Source organism: Microcoleus sp. S36a_B3 (genome assembly GCF_036700745.1).
Classification (GTDB): Bacteria; Cyanobacteriota; Cyanobacteriia; order Cyanobacteriales; family Microcoleaceae; genus Microcoleus.
Genome location: NZ_JAUBPN010000001.1, coordinates 185,725 through 203,128 on the forward strand (window position 1 = coordinate 185,725; position 17,404 = coordinate 203,128).

General features: G+C 46.6%; 19 protein-coding genes. 10 read left to right on the plus strand and 9 right to left on the minus strand.

Annotated features, from left to right (window positions below; genetic code table 11):
- Positions 1-95 precede the first annotated feature (95 nt).
- Positions 96-1,304, minus strand: coding sequence for a hypothetical protein (locus QUA01_RS00800; RefSeq protein ID WP_333088645.1), 1,209 nt, complete (start codon positions 1,302-1,304; stop codon positions 96-98).
- Positions 1,305-2,155: 851 nt separating this feature from the next.
- On the opposite strand from QUA01_RS00800, the gene QUA01_RS00805 reads away from it, so the two are divergent.
- From QUA01_RS00805 to QUA01_RS00830, 6 genes are all read left to right on the plus strand, one after another.
- The gene (locus QUA01_RS00805) at positions 2,156-2,284 is read left to right on the plus strand and encodes a hypothetical protein (RefSeq protein ID WP_333088647.1); all 129 of its coding nucleotides are present in this window, start codon (positions 2,156-2,158) and stop codon (positions 2,282-2,284) included.
- Positions 2,285-2,353: 69 nt separating this feature from the next.
- On the plus strand, positions 2,354-2,839 hold the full coding sequence (gene apcA, locus QUA01_RS00810) for an allophycocyanin subunit alpha (RefSeq protein WP_333088649.1): 486 nt from the start codon (positions 2,354-2,356) through the stop codon (positions 2,837-2,839).
- 176 nt (positions 2,840-3,015) lie between these two features.
- Positions 3,016-3,501, plus strand: a complete 486-nt coding sequence (apcB, locus tag QUA01_RS00815) for an allophycocyanin subunit beta (protein ID WP_006634930.1) — start codon at positions 3,016-3,018, stop codon at positions 3,499-3,501.
- A 321-nt stretch (positions 3,502-3,822) separates the two neighbouring features.
- A complete protein-coding gene (locus QUA01_RS00820) occupies positions 3,823-4,026 on the plus strand; it encodes a phycobilisome linker polypeptide (RefSeq protein ID WP_006634929.1) in 204 nt (67 codons plus the stop codon).
- Positions 4,027-4,091: 65 nt separating this feature from the next.
- Positions 4,092-4,307 carry a hypothetical protein gene (locus QUA01_RS00825; RefSeq protein ID WP_333088650.1) on the plus strand — a complete coding sequence of 72 codons (216 nt, stop codon included), beginning with the start codon at positions 4,092-4,094 and terminating at the stop codon, positions 4,305-4,307.
- Positions 4,308-4,625: 318 nt separating this feature from the next.
- On the plus strand, positions 4,626-5,846 hold the full coding sequence (locus QUA01_RS00830) for an FtsW/RodA/SpoVE family cell cycle protein (RefSeq protein WP_333088652.1): 1,221 nt from the start codon (positions 4,626-4,628) through the stop codon (positions 5,844-5,846).
- A 366-nt stretch (positions 5,847-6,212) separates the two neighbouring features.
- Here the strand turns inward: QUA01_RS00830 and QUA01_RS00835 are convergent, their stop codons facing one another.
- Positions 6,213-6,866: a Crp/Fnr family transcriptional regulator gene (locus QUA01_RS00835; RefSeq protein ID WP_333088653.1), complete on the minus strand. Its 654-nt coding sequence runs from the start codon at positions 6,864-6,866 to the stop codon at positions 6,213-6,215.
- A gap of 583 nt (positions 6,867-7,449) precedes the next feature.
- Here QUA01_RS00835 and hslO point away from each other — a divergent pair.
- Together hslO and QUA01_RS00845 are read left to right on the plus strand one after the other, a co-directional pair.
- Entirely contained in the window at positions 7,450-8,349 is a 900-nt protein-coding gene (hslO, locus tag QUA01_RS00840) for an Hsp33 family molecular chaperone HslO (protein ID WP_194070284.1), read from the plus strand.
- A gap of 253 nt (positions 8,350-8,602) precedes the next feature.
- The gene (locus QUA01_RS00845) at positions 8,603-10,669 is read left to right on the plus strand and encodes a hypothetical protein (protein WP_333088655.1); all 2,067 of its coding nucleotides are present in this window, start codon (positions 8,603-8,605) and stop codon (positions 10,667-10,669) included.
- A gap of 121 nt (positions 10,670-10,790) precedes the next feature.
- Here the strand turns inward: QUA01_RS00845 and QUA01_RS00850 are convergent, their stop codons facing one another.
- The 4 genes from QUA01_RS00850 to QUA01_RS00865 form a co-directional block, all read right to left on the minus strand.
- Positions 10,791-11,546 (minus strand): tRNA(His) guanylyltransferase Thg1 family protein, encoded by a 756-nt coding sequence (locus QUA01_RS00850; protein ID WP_333088656.1) that lies wholly within the window; start codon positions 11,544-11,546, stop codon positions 10,791-10,793.
- The gene (locus QUA01_RS00855; protein ID WP_333088657.1) at positions 11,527-12,012 is read right to left on the minus strand and encodes an AAA family ATPase; all 486 of its coding nucleotides are present in this window, start codon (positions 12,010-12,012) and stop codon (positions 11,527-11,529) included. Before QUA01_RS00855 ends, QUA01_RS00850 begins: the two co-directional genes overlap by 20 nt.
- A gap of 6 nt (positions 12,013-12,018) precedes the next feature.
- Entirely contained in the window at positions 12,019-12,492 is a 474-nt protein-coding gene (locus QUA01_RS00860) for a TspO/MBR family protein (protein WP_194070276.1), read from the minus strand.
- A gap of 232 nt (positions 12,493-12,724) precedes the next feature.
- On the minus strand, positions 12,725-13,306 hold the full coding sequence (locus QUA01_RS00865) for a hypothetical protein (RefSeq protein WP_333088659.1): 582 nt from the start codon (positions 13,304-13,306) through the stop codon (positions 12,725-12,727).
- A 319-nt stretch (positions 13,307-13,625) separates the two neighbouring features.
- Between QUA01_RS00865 and QUA01_RS00870 the strand changes: the two genes are divergently transcribed.
- Together QUA01_RS00870 and QUA01_RS00875 are read left to right on the plus strand one after the other, a co-directional pair.
- The gene (locus QUA01_RS00870; protein ID WP_333088660.1) at positions 13,626-13,982 is read left to right on the plus strand and encodes a zinc ribbon domain-containing protein; all 357 of its coding nucleotides are present in this window, start codon (positions 13,626-13,628) and stop codon (positions 13,980-13,982) included.
- A 117-nt stretch (positions 13,983-14,099) separates the two neighbouring features.
- Positions 14,100-14,924, plus strand: a complete 825-nt coding sequence (locus tag QUA01_RS00875) for an NAD-dependent epimerase/dehydratase family protein (RefSeq protein ID WP_333088661.1) — start codon at positions 14,100-14,102, stop codon at positions 14,922-14,924.
- A 133-nt stretch (positions 14,925-15,057) separates the two neighbouring features.
- On the opposite strand, the gene QUA01_RS00880 is transcribed toward QUA01_RS00875, so the two are convergent.
- Genes QUA01_RS00880 through QUA01_RS00890 form a run of 3 tightly spaced genes read right to left on the minus strand, consistent with a single transcriptional unit; the run spans position 15,058 to position 17,399 of the window.
- Positions 15,058-15,483, minus strand: coding sequence for a hypothetical protein (locus tag QUA01_RS00880; protein WP_333088662.1), 426 nt, complete (start codon positions 15,481-15,483; stop codon positions 15,058-15,060).
- A 50-nt stretch (positions 15,484-15,533) separates the two neighbouring features.
- Positions 15,534-16,184, minus strand: a complete 651-nt coding sequence (locus tag QUA01_RS00885) for a response regulator transcription factor (protein ID WP_333088664.1) — start codon at positions 16,182-16,184, stop codon at positions 15,534-15,536.
- An 18-nt stretch (positions 16,185-16,202) separates the two neighbouring features.
- Complete coding sequence (locus tag QUA01_RS00890; RefSeq protein ID WP_333088666.1) at positions 16,203-17,399, minus strand: sensor histidine kinase; 1,197 nt, start codon at positions 17,397-17,399, stop codon at positions 16,203-16,205.
- Positions 17,400-17,404: the final 5 nt, after the last annotated feature.

Consider the following 17,404-nt stretch of genomic DNA (forward strand, 5'->3'; position numbering starts at 1 on the left):
GATTGATCTGAAGTCAAAAAGGTTGGTAGTGAGCAATGCGAGTCCGCTAATTTGGATGCGGAATCGCATTCCGAACGATCGAACCAAATAATGATTTAGCTTCTGACAATTTCGCCCTCAATTTCACCGAATTCGATTTTAGTTCCCAAGGCTAAAGTTAGGGTGCTTTCAGGTTCAATCATTTTTATGTCGCCTTGAATGTCTGTGGCCCACCAAGCCCGATCGCCCAAATTAGTCAATCCCAACGAAAGCTGGTCTTTTGAACGAGAATTAACCAGCGCTACAACACCATTAGACGCGGTAGCTGTTAAACTAGGGATGTCCGATGTTAATAGCTGAGTTCCTGCAGTCAGAGGCATCACTCGACTTCCCAATTTCAGAAAAAATTGACCGTTGTTAGAAGAATCGGCTGGGGATTTGTGTGATATAATAGTCTGGCTGACAGGAGGCGAACTTGCAGCGGGTAAGTCAGAGTTTCCTACGGTAATTGTACAGTTTCCGATTCTCTTTTGGTCGCCCGATCGCAAATAACTCACCGCCCCGCTATCGACATTCTCGCAAGCAATTTGACCGCCTTCTAATTGAAACCGCATCGCTAAAGGCGAAACACCAGGAATGTAGATAATAGACAAATTTTCATCGCTACCAAAAGTCACCGGTTCGGCACCAACAGTCAGAGTGCGATTCGCTCCATTATCGTAACTAATTACCAGCCAAGCTTTGTTAAACAAAGTTTCGGCTACAACCAACATGATTCCAATCCAAAAGCCGATCGCAGCACAGCCAGCTAAACGGCCCGCCGTACCGGATAAATTGTAAGCAAACAGAATAAACAAACAACCGCCCAAAAGCCCGCCAACACCGCCGCCTCCCGCGCCACGCAGCGCTCCCAAATTAGGAATTCGTTTGGAAAGTCCAAGTCCCAACAAACTGCCGGCTATTCCCCAGCAAATTACTCGCAATATTTCGTTTTCGCCGTCGCCAATTCCGCTAAAAATACCTTCGGCAATCGCTCCAGAAATTGCCCCTGCTATTAAGCCAAACAATCCGCCATTTTTTAAAGCTTGTTTAATTTGGGGCTTGCCTTTAATATAGTAATAATAGCCGAGCATAATCGCAGTAGCAATCCCGCCACCTACCAATCCAAACCAGCGAGTTGTGGACAATACACTGTCAAAAACAGATGTTGAATTATTGAGCCGCTGCATGAAAGGTTCGGTGATGAGATTGCCGGCAAAACCGCCGACAGCACCGCTAATCCCAAACTGCAAAGCTTTTTTAATGGCTGATAGATTTCTTTTCACGGCGCACCTGAATTATAAAGTGAGAGTCAATCGATATTGAGATTTTAGATACTTCGGCTTGCTTCGGCTACGCTGGCTCACAAGTCGCTCAGTACGAGTTTTAGATTTTAGATTTGGTTGGGGTAGCATCTGTAGTTTTGTATTTTTAGCGAGCTGTGGCGATCGCCAGCCGTCAAAAAATAGTTATGGTAAAAGTGAGATGCTCCGTAATATCATGTCCGGTCTACGCTGGTAAAAAAAACATTCCGCACGCTCGATCCAATTTTATTTGACCGGAGATGGCATTACTTGCAGCTCCGTCAATGTGGGATTCTGACTTCGATCTAAAATTTTAGGTCGATCGCGACGAGTGTCGGGGGCTTGTCTCCCTTTTTGGCAGAGTCAAATTTAGCTACAAGCCCGAAAGTCACCATTTCCGATCCGCACCAGTCGCCACCCTGTCTCCTCCCGTCTCCCGCACCTTTTTTTGAGACAGAAGTCTCCGATCCTCGCGGCACCGTTTTCGGGACAAACCAGTCCCTAGAGCGATCGTCTGCAACCTTTGCTAGTAAATAATTTCAGCGTTTTTCTTGACTGTCAAATTTGCACCTATCAGAACCCAACTAGGGCCCCAATATGAAAAGGAATGTTACAAACTATTACAGTAACACTCAGAATGTGAACATAATGCCTCAAAATACTTGCGAGAGGTAGTTGCGTCAGACAAGCAATATTCTGACTAACTGCCCGACAGTTACTCGATCGCCACTTAGCGATCTGCTGCAATCTCGATCGTAGATTTAAAGATCGCATCAGTCATTTGTGGTATTCTAAGCGACAGGCACAGTGCGGGCACTCACAAGCGCACCGGCGTGAAGAACCAGCGCCGTCAAACACCGAAGGCAGTCACCAGCAAGCAAATTCAACACTTGCTAGCTCTGGAAAGTCCGCCCTTCCCCGTCAAAGCTCCTGCGACCAGCGAAGCGAAAGGTACGGGATGAAAGCGCCCGCCGCCGCTAGCTCAACGCAGAGCAGTTCGTATAGCAAAATATCCAGCGGGTACACACAAGATGAGTATCGTCACCAAATCAATCGTCAACGCAGACGCCGAAGCTCGCTACTTGAGCCCAGGTGAATTAGATCGGATCAAGAGCTTCGTCACCTCTGGTGAACGCCGCGTCCGCATCGCCCAAATTTTGAGCGAATCCCGCGAACGTATCGTCAAAACAGCAGGCGACCAACTTTTCCAAAAGCGCCCTGATGTTGTTTCTCCCGGCGGCAACGCTTACGGCGAAGAAATGACCGCAACTTGCTTGCGCGACTTGGACTACTACCTGCGTTTGATCACCTACGGAATCGTAGCTGGCGACATTACTCCGATCGAAGAAATCGGTATTGTCGGCGTCCGCGAAATGTACAACTCTCTCGGAACCCCGATTGCAGCCGTCGCCGAAGGCGTCCGCGCTATGAAGAGTGCAGCTTCCTCGCTGCTGTCTGGAGAAGATGCTTCCGAAGCTTCCTCTTACTTCGACTACGTTATCGGTGCGATGCAGTAAGGAATTTTGATTTTTGATTTTTGATTTTTGATTGAAGAATCGGGGGTTGCTGACAGCAAGCTAAAAGCTTTTGCAGATAACCAACCACTTAAAAATCTCAAATCCCCAATCCCAAATCCCAGATTCTAGCTCCAAAATTGGACTGACTCAGCCACTTTCTAGGAAACAAGACAACCATGCAAGACGCAATTACCGCCGTAATCAATTCCTCTGACGTTCAAGGTAAGTACCTTGACATCAGCGCATTAGACAAGCTCAAGAACTACTTCGCTTCTGGCGAACTGCGCGTCCGCGCCGCTACCGCTATCAGCGCCAATGCAGCCACAATCGTCAAAGAAGCAGTTGCTAAGTCTCTGTTGTACTCAGACGTAACTCGTCCCGGCGGCAATATGTACACCACTCGTCGTTATGCAGCTTGCATCCGCGACTTGGACTACTACCTCCGCTACGCCACCTACGCAATGCTAGCTGGCGACCCTTCCATCCTCGACGAGCGCGTGCTCAACGGTTTGAAAGAAACCTACAATTCCTTGGGCGTGCCCATCGGTTCTACCGTACAAGCAATCCAAGCAATGAAAGAAGTCACCGCCGGTTTGGTTGGTTCTGACGCTGGTAAAGAAATGGGCGTCTATTTCGACTACATCTGCTCTGGCTTGAGCTAAATCGAAGGAAAAAGGAAGAAGGAAGAAGGAAGAAAGAAGAAGGAAGAAGGAAGAAGGAAGAAGGAAGAAGGAAAAAAAAATTATTTTTTACCTCTTTAAGCTTTTAACTTTAAACTTTTAACCTTAAACTTTTAACTTTGGACTTGCTACCTTTAGCTTTCAAAGAGGTCAGGGAAGTTACGAGTGATTGCTAGACCGTCAAAGGCCAGTCGAGAAAGCCCGACAAGTTTTAACGAGCTAGTTTTGACTCCTAACTCCCTGACTTCAATCTTTTTAAAATCCATCTAAAAATCTGTAAACCTACTCAGGAGTTAGTTTCCCATGAGAATGTTTAAAGTGACTGCTTGCGTCCCCAGCCAAACTCGCATCCGCACTCAGCGCGAATTGCAAAATACCTATTTTACTAAGCTGGTTCCCTATGACAACTGGTTCCGGGAACAGCAAAGAATTATGAAAATGGGCGGCAGAATTATTAAAGTGCAATTGGCTACTGGTAAGCCCGGAGCTAATACTGGTCTACTTTAAGATCCGAGAATGGATTTGTAGAGGGCAAGAGGTCGATCGCGGCCTCTTTTTTTGTTTGTTATGATTTGATAGCAGAAGGAAGAAGGAAGAAGGAAGAAGGAAGAAGGAAGAAGGAAGAAGGAAGACGGAACAAGGAAGAAGGAAGAAGGAAGAAGGAAGACGGAACAAGGAAGACGGAACAAGGAAGTTCGGCAACGAGCAATGTACGGGATGTAACGGATGTAACGGATGTAAGTCCGTCGGAAGACGGAAGACGGAAGACGGAAGACGGAAGAATGTAGTAATTTGTTGGGTGTGCACTCTACACCGGTTGACTTCGTAGCCCATTCCCCCAGCGGTTGACTTTTCTAGTCGTTACCAGTTCGAGCGAAAGTAACGCAGATGGGTGAGGAAGAGCCTCCTTAATCCTCTGCCGAGGCAGAGTAAGAGTGATATGGGTTCCCAGGCTCTGCCTTGGAACCAGTTAAAAGAAACCGGGTTTTTTCATCTAGATTGAGGGTTTGAAGCAAATATTGGGTGAAAAAACCCGGTTTCTAACAGTCTGTGCGATCGCAAACTAGACTAAGAACTAATGACAACTGACAACTGACAACTCACTAATGACTAATGACATTCGACGCTTCATTCCATTTTTAGACCCCAGCGCGTCGCAATGGGGCGCTGAGGCCCGCTGGCTCAGGTGGCTGACTTTTTTGTGGCTGTTTGTAGGGCTGACAGCATTGTTTTCGGCTTCCTATCCCATTGCAAATTCAGAATTTGGAGACGGCCTTTACTATTTTAAACGACAGCTCATCGCAGTGGCGATCGGGCTGGCCGGCTTTAACTTAATGGTCTACTCCCCCCTGCGCTACCTGCTCAAATCAGCTCAGTTAGGCATTTTGTTGCTGCTGGGATTGCTCTGGTTGACCTTAATTCCGGGAGTGGGAACCACAGTCAACGGGGCGACTCGCTGGATATCTCTGGGCCCGGTGCCGATTATTCAACCTTCGGAATTGATCAAGCCGTTTTTTGTACTCCAAAGTGCCCGCATTTTCGGCAACTGGCCCCGGTTGACAAATAAAGTTCGCCTTAGTTGGCTGTTAATTTTCGGCGCAATGCTGTTGGGAATTTTGTTGCAGCCAAATTTGAGCACCACGGCTTTGTGCGGGATGACTTTGTGGTTGGTGGCTTTGGCGGCGGGGTTGCCTTACTTGCAGTTGGGCGCAACGGCTTTGGGGGGCATGATGTTGGCGGTTTTAAGTATTAGTTTTCGGGAATATCAGCGCCGCCGGATTATGTCTTTTCTCAATCCTTGGGCCGATCCGATGCAGGATGGCTATCAGTTGATTCAAAGCCTGCTGGCTGTGGGTTCTGGGGGGATTTGGGGTGTTGGTTTGGGGATGTCGCAGCAAAAGTTATTTTATTTGCCGATTCAGTACAGCGATTTTATTTTTGCTGTGTTTGCTGAGGAGTTTGGTTTGGTGGGAGGTTTTTCGCTGTTGCTGATGTTGGCGGCTTACACTACTGTGGCTTTGAGGGTGGCGACGAGGGCCCGGAATATTGAGAGTCAGTTGGTGGCGATTGGGGCGATGGTGGTGATGGTGGGACAGTCGCTGCTGAATATTGGGGTGGCGACGGGGGTTTTGCCGACTACGGGTTTGCCGCTGCCGTTTTTTAGTTACGGGGGCTCATCGATGGTAGCGAGTTTTTTGTTGTCGGGGTTGCTGATTCGGGTTGCTAGGGAGACTTCTGAGGCTGATGTTGTTTCTTTGGAGGGACGCAGAAATATGCCTGGAAAGCCGAAATTGCGATCGACCAACGGCAATGCACAAACCGAGTAATTTGTCAAATTATTTGCTGGAAGCGCAGGTAGCTAGAAACCGGGTTTTTTCACCAAAATATTTGCTTAAAACCGCAATCTTGGTAAAAAAACCGGTTTTTGCTTCCAAGACTATATTTATTTCCGTCCGTCACCTTTATTTGGCGGTTCTTCTTGTTCTTGAGGTTTAGCTGTGATGTCAATTAATTCTTTTTTGTCTGGTTTTGGTGTTTCTTGAGTAGAGTTAGCCATTGAATTTCTTCCTAAATAGATGCACCGCTTAATTATATCTTTTCCGGCTACAAATCTATGGCTCTAGATAGCGGGAGCAAGAGCAACACAAATAATTATCAAGTAGATGCAAATAGATGCAAATTCCTGTCGCTTGCTACACTCCTTGAGGATTGCAGCCAAACAAATCCGAAGTAGAGGCAAAAACATCTTTGTTAAGTATTAAATGCCGATCGCCATCTCGACTGATTAACCCTTGCTGCTGCAATTTTCCCAGCATTCGAGTTACTGTTACCCGAGTCGTACAAATAGCATTAGCAATATCTTGATGTGTCAAGCGGATGCTCAAACGAGTTCCCTCAACCACAGGCTGACCGAAGTCCTGTTGCAATAATACCAGGAGCTGATACAAACGGTGATCTACTCGCCGCTGTCCGGCGATCGCCAAAATTGATTCCATTTGCCGCAGCCGCCGAACCATTTGAGGCAGCAACTCCTGAGCCAATTGAGGAGAAGCTTCGATTTCCACCATAGAATACCAAATCAAATAAACATCAGATGTCGCCGTAGCTCGGTAAGTCTGCAAATTTGTCAACCACAAACCGAAGCACATCGAAGGCCCAACCCAACCCAAAAGTCCTTCTTCCCCGGTTGGATAAAGCGTGCTCAGTTGTGCTAAGCCTTGACAGACGCGCCAAAGTCCTTGAGACATCAAAGGAATGGTTTCGCCCTTGGCATAAAAATGCAAGTTTCGAGTCGCTCCTGTGTTATGCTGGACTTCCGCTAAAAGTGCTTTAGATGTTGGTGGCATATCCGTTATTTCCAGCTAAAAAACATTAGTGTCAGACCTACGAATCTGACTTTAGCTTACCAAGGTAAAGGTTTGGCGATCGCCAGGTTAGCGGTAAGATAAACTTTAGTCATCAGTCATTAGTTATTAGTCCTTAATTGTTAGTTGTTAGTAATTATCACCTGAATGAGTGCGGTAAGATAAGCGTGAATTGTTAGTCATTAGTTGTTAGTAATTATAACTTGAATGAGTGCGGGCGGGAGCGGAAAAATAAATGCACTTGTTATTCGGGGTTTTTCAAATAAATATTTATTTTAAGACTCAGGGCAAAGAGTGGTTTTATACACTACTTATCTGGCTCGCGGTGCGGTGTGCTTCGCCCTACGTATAGAGATTATGCAGTCAGAACTTGATTTTTGATAATTAATCAGACTATTTGTTAAAAAATAGTAGATTGATGAAAGTTTTACCTTTAAAAATACGGGAGTTGTGAAGTTCGATCGCCCTCCCATACCCGCCGAGTCTGCTGCTACCTGCTGCGACAACCTTCAAGAGCTTCTAAAATAGTTGAAGGAAGTATCAAAAGAGAAAAGTAAGGTTTTTCATGGCCGATCAATTAATTCGCGCGAAAGCAGCAGATGGCGGAATTCGGGCTGTAGGCGTCATTACCACCCGTCTGACTGAAGAAGCAAGAGGGCGACACAACCTCTCCTACGTGGCTACAGCCGCCCTCGGACGCACGATGTCGGCGGGGCTGTTACTCGTATCCAGCATGAAGCGCCCCGAATCGAGGGTCAACATTCGCATCAAAGGAGATGGGCCGCTGGGCGGACTTCTGGTTGATGCGGGACTTGATGGCACGGTTCGAGGTTATGTGAGCAATCCCACAGTGGAATTGCCGCCCAATGCCAAAGGTAAACTCGATGTCGGCGGGGCCATCGGTGAGGGCTATTTGTACGTGGTGCGGGATGTTGGATACGGGTTCCCTTACTCAAGTACGGTAGAATTGGTTTCCGGCGAAATTGGCGACGATCTGACTCACTATTTGGCAACCTCGGAGCAGACTCCTTCGGCTATGGTTTTGGGGGTGTTTGTTGGGGCGGGCGGGGTGCAAGCGTCTGGGGGCGTGCTGTTGCAGGTGTTGCCGAAGGCTGCAGCGGACGAAGAACTGGTGCGAACTCTAGAATCTAGGGTGGCTGCACTGTCGGGCTTTACGCCACTGTTACGATCGGGCAAAACGCTGCACCAGATTCTCGAAGAGTTACTGGGTGATATGGGGCTAGAAATTTTCCCGGAAACTCAGATGGTGCGCTTTCACTGCGGCTGTTCGTTCGAGCGAGTTTTGGGAGCTCTCAAAATGTTGGGCGAAGCGGAACTCCAAGACATGATCGAAAAAGATGGCGGGGCTGAGGCTACTTGCCATTTCTGCAACGAGGTTTACAAAGCTAACAGCGACGAATTGGCTGAACTGATTGGCGATTTGCGCTCTGACTCCGGTTCTTGAGACGATAATGTGTAATTGGCTCTATTGAGTGCGAGTTAGGGATGACGGCCTTGACCAATTGCCAATTACGCATTATCAATTACCTAATCGCAAAATTAAAATTTTGGCAGTTTGGGGATCGGCCCAAAGCAGTCTTGGGCCGACGGGAGTATGTAAAAGTAATGAATACATTCTATAGAGCAGTAGATAGCAGCGATCGCAGTTTTGAAATAATTAAGACAGGCTGGTTGCTGTTTGTGGTGAGCGGAGATTTATGAGTCAAGATCGCAAAACACCAGACCATTGGTCTGCATCAGAATCCTTCGAGTCAAAAAAGGATACTTCCTCGCTAGTGCCAATTCCCGCCAGGAAAAACCGCGCTGAGCGACTTAAAGAAATCCGTGAGTTGGTGACTTCGGGAAAACAGCCGGGAGGGTATCTGGAACAGCGGCCCAAAGAGTCTGGGGAAAACTGGCAGCCGGAGGAACATAATCCTTTGTGGCGGAGGTGGTCGAAGAACTGGCAGTTTTGGCTGGCGGTGAGTTTGATACTGTCGGTGGGTATGGGGTTTGTGGCAATTGCGTCTTTGCTCAACTTGACTGCGGAGTCGAATTGCTCGAAGGTTTTTTGGCCGACGGCTTCTGCTAACGATCGCTTTTTTTGCGCTCAAGAAGCAGCTAGCAAGCGGACGGTGGATGATTTGCTCAGGGCGATCGAATTAGTGAATGCTTTGCCGTCAGATCACCCCCTGCGACCGAGAATTAACGGTCAAATCGATCGGTGGTCGCAGGATATTCTCAAGTTGGGAAATGCTAGATTCCAAGAAGGGAAGCTGGAGGAGGCGATCGCGATCGCCCGCAAGGTTCCTCAAAACGTTCCCGCTTACCCGGCGGTGGAAAAGCAGATTCAACAGTGGCAGTCGATATGGAACGATGCAGAGAAAATTTACGCTGCCGCAGTCGCCTACTTGCGTCAGGAAGAGTGGGGCCAAGCTTTCCGCCAAGCTAATCTGCTGTTGGATACGGGAAATACCTTCTGGGAATCGACGAAGTATGAGGAACTGACTCAGGCAATTGACACGACAAAGGCTGAAGGCAATAAGCTGATCAAAGCCCGAAATACAGCGTCGGCGGGAGGGCTGGACAATCTGGTGACGGGTATTAAGCTGGCTCAGGGAATCGATCAAAACAGTTATTTGTATCAGGCTGCCAATAAGTTGATCGCGGAATTTAGCAAAAAAATTCTGGATATCGCCCAAAAACGCTTGCAGGCGGGCGATTGGCAGGAGGCGGTCGCGATCGCTAACAAGATTCCAGATGCGGCAAATTTAAAAGCACAAGTTGAAGATTTTAACCAGTTGGCGAGTGCTACGGCTCAGGCTTTGACTGGCTCGGTTGAGGGTTTGTCTAAGGCGATCGAGATTGCTCAAAAGTTGAAGGACGGTCGCCCTTTGTACAAACAAGCTGCTGATTTAGTTGGCCGCTGGCAGCAAGAAATTGCTGATGTGAAAACTTTGGATGTGGCAAGCAGGCTGGCGGCACCGGGAGGAGTGAAGGATTTGAGGGCTGCGATCGCGCAATTGCAAACAGTCCCCCAATCAAATCCCCGTTCCGGGGAAGTTCGCACTCAAATTATTAACTTGAGCCGTCAAATCGAGCTGCTCGAAGACAGTCCGTACCTGCAAAGAGCTAACGATTTGGCGAGCGCGGGCGATCCGAATTCTCTGGAGGCCGCCGTGGCTCAAGCTTCTCGGATCGGTCAAGGTAGGACGCTTTACCGGGAAGCTCAAACCAAAATTCAAGCTTGGATCGAGAGAAGACAGCGCCTTCAAGACCAGCCGTTTTTGGATAGAGCTCAGCAGCTAGCAGCAAGCGGCAATTTGGCGGGGGCAATTGAGATGGCCCGCCGGATTCGATCGGGAAGGGTGCTTTATGAGGAAGCTCGATCGAACATTCGGACTTGGCAGGCTCAATTTTTGGGCGAACAAGGTTTGCAGAGCGCCCGTCAGGCAGCCATACCGGGGACTGCTGACGCTTTGGAAACGGCAATTTCCCTTGCTCTTCAGGTACCAGAGTCGAGTTCGCTCCGCTGGCAGGCGAGTGAGGCGATTGATGAGTGGAGCCAGCGGATTTTGGGGCTTGCTGTGGAACAGTCGTCGTCGGATCTGGCTGGGGCGATCGCCACTTTGAAGAAAATTCCCTCGGGAGCTCGGGCTTTTGAGCAAGCGCGATCGCAAATCAAAGTTTGGGAAGAGTCCCTGAATCCTCCGCCTGCCGAATCTCCGGCGGTGGCTCCCGAGCCACCGGAAACCGAGCCTCCGAGCCCGTCTCCGAGTCCCTAGGTTAACTTCTTGCCAGACTTTGGGCAGGGGGTTTAAACCCCCATCTCAAAGCTTGCATTCGGTTAAAACAGACTGAGCATTCATCAATTGCCACCAGATTTGACAAGATATCCTTGGCGAGTTAATGGTCAACATTTAAAAATTGGTAAATAAATTCTTTGTATTCCTCTTTCATGGGCAGCTCTTCATCGACTTTGAGTCGCCGCCGCACTGTCACAACTTCTTTGCGTTCGATCGGGTTATAACCTGGTTTATCGTATTTTTCCCAATACAATCCCGTTCCCCGGCGCTGCCAAGCCGGCAGTTCGTTAAAATTAATTCCGTTTTGAAACAGCAATTCGTTTTTGAAAGCCACCGATTGTTTGTCTAATATAACTGTTGCATTTTCACCCGTTTCGCCATTTTTTCGCAGCATCCAATAACTCCAGCCATTCAAAGCGCAGCGCGCTGCATCTGCTTGGCGCCATAGAAAATAATCTACTACTTGCGATTTGTTCGCTGCGGAACAAATGCGGGTGTCAAAATTGACTGTTGTTTGGGCGGCACAAGTGAAAGTTGCACTGGCAATACTGGCAGAAATAGAGACAATTTTTTCTAAGCTGCGGTCAAATAAATCCCAATCTGGAGGAAACAAAACTGAGATTTCGTCACTTTCGGTATAAGCGTAAATGCCACCTAGTTCTGACAGGAGCGCTTTGGCGGTTTCCACCATTAATTCGTGGAATTTTAAGTCGAAAGGCTTATCAAAACTTGAGGAAGTAAATTTTGAAAAACTGCGACCGTCGGCGCGAATTACTGTGTGAGTTTCCGGCAATAAACGCAAGCTATGAAAGTATTCTAGCTCCCGCATTTTTTTTTCAAATATCTGATTGTCCATGAATAACTTCCTCTGCTGGCAAGGTTTTTATGTCTAAGTTAAAGTTGTCTGCTATGCGGACGGAAAACAGCCGATCGAACCCTTCGTCGTAACTGGGCACTACCATTTTTTTTATAGTAGCATAAATTGCTATGTCTGGAACTTGAGATTTGCCCGATCGCTTTTGATTTCTAGCTAAACAGTCGCTGACTATTGATTCAAAGTAGTAACCGATGATTTGGGCATGATAGGTGCGACCGATATCAATCAACGGTCTGCGATCGAGAACTGCGGGATTGGTGTTATCAATCGCGACTGAATGACCTGCTTGGAGTGCATTTTCAATTAATTGAATTTGTCGGCGCGATTTATTTCTATTGTTTCGCATTAAATCTTTGCTGACCAAAACGTGCGTTGCAGCTAAATAGTCGCGGCAAAAGGTGCTTTTTCCTGATGCTTGCAATCCCATTAAAATGACTAATTCCATGAAAGGCTAAACATCCGCCGGATTGAGGTGCATCATCGCCCAAGTCGTGTAAGTGCCGATCGGACTCCAGAGTATGTAAGGTAGCAATAACAGGGCCGCAGGCTGCGAAACTTGCAACACGCTTAAAGCTAGTATTACGCTTAAAATAGCGCCCGTTCCGCCGATGATTGTGCCGACTTTTAGACTCTTAAGTTTGCACATCACAGACGTATAAGATATGGTTACTATTTCTAAAAGCAGGTATAAACCCATTCTCAGCCAAGTCTCCTGAGTTCCCGGTTCTTTTTCCCAAACAATCACTGCTGACCAAGCTGCACAAATAAAAATTACTGTCCAAATGATGGGAATTGCTTTTTCAAATACTAGCCATTTCGGACGCTGCAAGCGGTTGAACCACTTAATGTCGCTGGGCGAGAGCAAGTTAGCCAACAGTGCTACCGCAAAGGCGACACCTCCAATTACCATCCAAGATTTAATCATTTCTCTACCTTTTGTTAGATTGACGGTTGAGATTCAACTATGATTTTATGTATATCTGCCACAAAATACATCTCTCTCCAGTCTTAAATTGATAATTTAAAGGTGAATTAGAGTTGTAACAAACAGCAAATTTATTGCTTTCCTGCTCCTGCGGCACAACTTAATTATGTAGGGGCGAAGCACACCGCACCCTACCGCTATAAGTAGCGTTTCACCTGGCAAATTTCGCAGGCTAGCCTAGCCGGTGATGCTGTTCTAGTTCTAAACTAGAGTCGTCATCTTTTCTGGGGACTAGAAGCGTATTTTCGCTGCTCGGTTGCAATACGGCTTTAATCACTTGCAGAAAACGGTTGGGTTTTTTAGCTTGACCGTTGAGATCACGGCGGTCTTTAACTTTTTGAGAAAGGTGTCGCATCACTGATAAATCTAGTTCGTCGATAAAATGATCTGCTATACGTTCTCCCATTAAATCAACTGCTTCAGAATACTGTTCTTTCAGCATTTCTATGGCATCGTATGCTTCGTCAGCAACTTGAGTTGCTACTGTTTTATTGCGATCGCCCGATGTGTCGGAATTGCTGCGGCGGCGGTCTAAAAGACTTTGATATTCACCAATGCTCATTCCCAAATTATAAATGTGGTGGTGAGCGTGATCCATCAAATCTACTTCACCGGGATAGAAGAAACCGCGAGTGCTGTTGATACCGTGCAGTTTTGCCCAACGCCGCAGAATTGTCTCGTCTTGTAGTTGGTATCTCTCCAACATTTGAGCCATGTTCAGCTCTACTTCTGGTGTAACTTTGAAATCGCTCATCGGTAAATCCTCGCTGGTGAGTAGATGAATAAACTTGAAAACTAGAATTTGTTATTTGGGTGCAGTCTGAAATTGACGATCGCTCTTTTGACTGCATTTAGGGAAGTCTTGCAGGCATTTGCTAACCGTCGATCGAGCGATCGCGCGAGACGATTTCACGGTAGGGTACTTTTGGGCTCGGTATCGAGCGCATCCGGGAGCAACAGCACAGGGTTAATAATATAGCTGATTTCGTGTTTCAACAACCGTTAAAAATAGTAAATTTTATTTTTTGGGCTTGAACATTTAGTAATGTTGAGCTATAATACTGGCTGTTACCGTGCAATTAATAATTTTAGTAGTAGCCAACGAGATTTTTAGTATGCCTGTCTACGATTATTTTTGTTCAAAAAACAACCAGCAGTTAGAAGTTTCGCACAGCATGAATCTGGAAGTTTCGACTTGGGGCCAACTGTGCGAGTTGGCTAAGTGCGAACCCGGAGACACCCCCGCAGATGCTCCGGTGCGCCGTTTGCTGAGCGCTCCAAGGTTGATGAAGCCGACATCCGACACCGATTATAAAAATTCTGGTTTCAGCAAGTACGTGAAGCGGGATGAAGGAGTTTATGAAAATGTCACGGCTAAGGATGGTGAAAGCCGTATTGTGAATCGAGAAGGTAAGCCGCTTAAAAACTGAAAAATCCCAACTAATCCAGTTTGTAATGATGGCTTCAGGTGCGATCGTTCTGACTGACTAATCGATCGCCAAAATCGGTAATAATTTGAGATGGAATGATACAAGGGAGAATTTTTGATGAAAGTGGCGATCGTCGGCTGTGGCTATGTCGGTACTGCGACAGCCCAATATTTACGCGCTAAACCGGATTGTACCGTGACGGCGACAACTACGACGGCGAGCCGAGTCAGTGAATTGGAGGCTGTCGCCCAGCGGGTAGCTGTAGTTAAGGGAAATGATGCAAGTGCGATCGCCAGTTTACTGCAAGACCAAGATGCTGTTATGCTGTGCGTCGGCGCTCCAAATGCTAGTGCTTATCGAGAAAGTTACTTAGAGACGGCGACAACTTTGGTATCAGTTTTACAGCAAGTACCGACAGTCAAGCAGGTGATTTATACGGGTACTTATTCTGTGTATGGCGATCGACAAGGTAAACTTGTAAACGAAGAATCGCCCGTGGAGCCAGCCAATCCCAACGGTGAAATTCTCGCCGAAACAGAACGAATTTTATTAGCAGCATCGAGTCCAAATCTTCACACCTGCATTCTTCGTTTGGGTGGCATTTACGGGCCCGGGCGAGAATTAGTTAAAATCTTTGGAGGCTGGGCTGGAACCACTCGTCCGGGTAGGGGGGAAGATGGTACAAATTGGGTACATCGAGATGATGTTGTTGGGGGATTAACCTTTGCTTTGGACAATCGATTGCAGGGAATTTACAATTTAGTTGGGGATGTATCGCTGTCGAGTCGCGAATTGCTCGATCGCATTTTTGAACGTCACAATCTGCCAAAAGCTACTTGGGATGGAAGTCCTAGCGTGCGGCCTTATAATGCGAAGGTGTCGAATCAAAAGATTAAGGCTGCTGGTTATCAATTCACCCATCCTGAAATTAGAGAGTATTAAATGCAGTCATTAAGCACACATTAAACACAATTGCATTCAGGCGATCGCTCTTTTTTCAATTATCTGCGTCAATCAGCGTTTATCTGCTGGAAATCTGCGGTTAACAGATCGAATATTTGTACAAAAAGCTAGCTTATTGCGTATGTTTGGCGATCGCTTTTGCTACAGATATAAGCTGATCCTGAGTTAAATCATCCCCAGGATTTGCCACGGGGCCCCAGTTTGTATAACGAGTCGATCGGCCTGCACCTACTTCCGCAAAGACTCGAATAGATTCTAAGTTGCCGCGAGTCATTTCAAAATAAGTATAGGTAGCTCCCCAACACAGATATTTGTTAGTAATTCCTCCGATTCTTCCACTACCTAAATCCAGAGTTTTTACCAGCGGCACAGAAACAGTAGTTTGACAACTTTTGTCATAATAAGAATAAGCTACCGGAGCATTTTCATTGTATTTATAGTTGGTTGCAAATGTTGCTAATTCTGAGGGAGTCATCGCCAAACCAGGGGTGGTGGCAGACAGAAAAACAATTGCAGTAGTTAATAGTTTGGAAAGCATCGCATTTCAATATTTTAATTATAGAAACCATCATACATTACTATAAGGTCTCATGAGATTTTGGGATTAAATAGTGAATGAGCTAATAGCGCCGCTTGAGTTCGATCGCGCAAATTCAATCTACTCAAAATATTTGTTACATAGTTTTTGACTGTATTTTCTGACAAAAATAAGGTTTGAGCAATTTCTCGGTTATTTGCACCTGAAGCTATTAAACACAATACTTCTAATTCTCGGGGAGTGAGTTGCTCTAATTCTGGTGGCAAAACCGCCGGAGAATTAGTTACCGCAGGTGTCATGAGGGCTTTTTCAAACAATCCGGGGCCTAGTTGGGTGTGTCCTTTATAAACAGCGCGAATTGCTAGGGCTAATTCGTCGGGTTCGGTGTCTTTTAGCAGGTAGCCTTTGGCACCCATTCGCATTGCTTTGCTGACATATTCATCGTCGTCAAAGGTGGTTAGTACCAGGACTTTTGTGTCGGGATAGGATTTGGCGATCGCCTCGGTTGCTGCTACGCCGTCCATCACGGGCATCCGAATGTCCATCAATACGATGTCGGGTGCTAAACTTGGGATTTGGGCGATCGCCCGCTGTCCGTTTTCTGCTTCACCGATTACTTGCATATCTGAATTGGACTCTAACATACTTTTGAGTCCTTGACGAATAATATGCTGATCGTCTACTAGCAATATTCTAATCATATTATCAACTTATCAACCCTAAATATTTTGAGAAGGCAAAGAAACTGAAATTCGGCAACCGTTTTCTGACTCGCTATAAATGGCAAATTGACCGCTCAGCGCCGCCACTCGTTCTCGCATTCCTTGCATTCCAAATCCTGTAGTATTCTGGGCCGGATCGAAGCCTTTGCCGTTGTCAGAAATCGACAAATGAATCAGTCCGGCGTGTTGCTGCAATTTAACTATGACGAGCGTTGCTTGGGCGTGTTTGTGAATATTGGTCAGCGATTCTTGCACAATACGGTAAAGCGTGATATTCATTTCTTGAGATAAACTAACAGGTAAGTTAATTGAGTCAGAAATTTCGCTACCAGTCATGCACTTAAAGTCTTGGAGCAGTTTGTTAATCGCACTTTCGAGCGATAATCCCTGCAAAGGATTCGATCGCAATACAGAAACAGATTTGCGAATTTCTAACAATGCTTCTGAACCGAGTTGTTTGGCTTGTTTCAGAAATCCCAGGGCTTTTTCATCCTCAGAATTCCAGAACAATAGGGCGTTATTGAGCTGAATTGTTTGAGCTGCAAGGGTGTGTCCCAATCCGTCGTGGATGTCGCGAGCAATGCGGTTGCGTTCCTGCAATGTTGCTTGATCTTCTATTCGCAGTGCGTAGTGGCGCAGTTGCTGGTGAGTCACCGCTAGTTTATCGTGGGCAATTTCTAATTCCTCTCGGCTTTGACGTTCGGCAATTAAGGCATTGATTAATAGCAAGGCAAATACTAAGGTCAACCCAAATAATAACACGTTGCTCAACCGCCATTCCCAAACTGTGGAAATGACTTTTTCTGGTAAAATTGGTTTGAACAACAGCAGCGAAGTATAGGACACCATTGCTAAACTTAAGACTGCTATCTGTCCGGGCTGCCGGAAAATTAGGCAACTCCGCATCAGCAAAACGAGAAACAGCAAAAAGCTCGATCTGCTGGATAATCCTTGTTGGACTATTGGTAGGAAAATTAATCCAAATTCGAGGGCGGTGAATAAAACTTTTTTGCGTAAGTTAACTGTTGGTAAACGCAGCCCGATGATGCCGAAAAGTGCGATCGCCCCCACGCGCCATATTAGCGACTGCAGCGACTGAAACTGATGCAGCATTTCTATCACTGCGGCCGTCGCTAGCAGCAGCCACTCCAAATAAAGCAACAAACGAAAGGACGGATAGTTTAGCCGAATCATAGAAC